This is a genomic window from Natronolimnohabitans innermongolicus JCM 12255 (assembly GCF_000337215.1).
GTDB classification, from domain to species: domain Archaea; phylum Halobacteriota; class Halobacteria; order Halobacteriales; family Natrialbaceae; genus Natronolimnohabitans; species Natronolimnohabitans innermongolicus.
Genome location: NZ_AOHZ01000007.1, coordinates 1 through 897, shown reverse-complemented (window position 1 = coordinate 897; position 897 = coordinate 1). Strand labels below are relative to the sequence as shown.

At 54.6% G+C, this 897-nt stretch carries 1 protein-coding gene; it reads right to left on the bottom strand.

Annotated features, from left to right (window positions below; all coding sequences use genetic code 11):
* The coding region (locus C493_RS01150; protein WP_007257551.1) for an IS200/IS605 family transposase at positions 1-897 on the bottom strand (897 nt) is incomplete at both ends.

Here is an 897-nt window from a genome sequence, read left to right as displayed (position 1 = left end):
TTCTGACGCTACGAGGTCTGCATGTCCTTCGAATCCACACAGACACGTCAACGAGTCCTCGTGGCGAACAGTCCCTTCGCGTTCGTCACACTCAGGACACGTCTGACTCGTCCACGCCTCGGATTCTTCCTCAACCGTTATTCCGTATTCCTCACAGACGCATTCGAGGCGATTGATAAACCGGCGGTACGCCCAGAAGTTGTGCGTCTTCTCGTTCACACGAGCAGACCAGTGAGTTTCGAGAACACCCTTGATGTCTCCGACGTACAGCGTTGAAACACCCTCGTCGTACAACCGTCCAACGATGTCTCGGACAAGCGTGTCTTGGGCGTGGTCACGTCGGTTCGTGCGTTTTCGATACAGTCGGTCGATTCGGTTGCTGGACTTGCGCTGGTTTTCGAGGAGCGACTGGTAGTACGCGATTTGCACCGTGGTTGAACGAAACTCCTCGAACAAGCCTTGTCCGTTGTATAGGTATTGTGAGCCGGTCGAAACTGTGCAGGCGACGAGGTTGTTCGCGCCAACGTCCAGAGCGGCTTCTTCCGAAGCCAGTGGTGAATCCAGTCGAGAATCGTCGATGGTGACTGGTTGATACGCCCTGAACACTTCAGCGGTTTCGTCGTACACGAGTTCTAACCGGCCTTGCTCGCCGTTCCATTTCGGGTCTCCCGCTATTTCAACGCGAAGACGCTGGTTCCGATTCAATCCAAGTTCGTCTTTGAGTTCGGAACCGATGGGGAGTTCGAGTCGAGAGCGTTCTCCGTATTCGATGGTGTACTGGTCGTTGCGAACGTACGTGCGAAGCACACGCCCGTCTTCTTCGTTGCCCCAGTACCCGGGTGGTGACGGTTTCTCATCGAGTTTACTAGCGTGGTATTTCTCGTTGAGGCTGAGAAA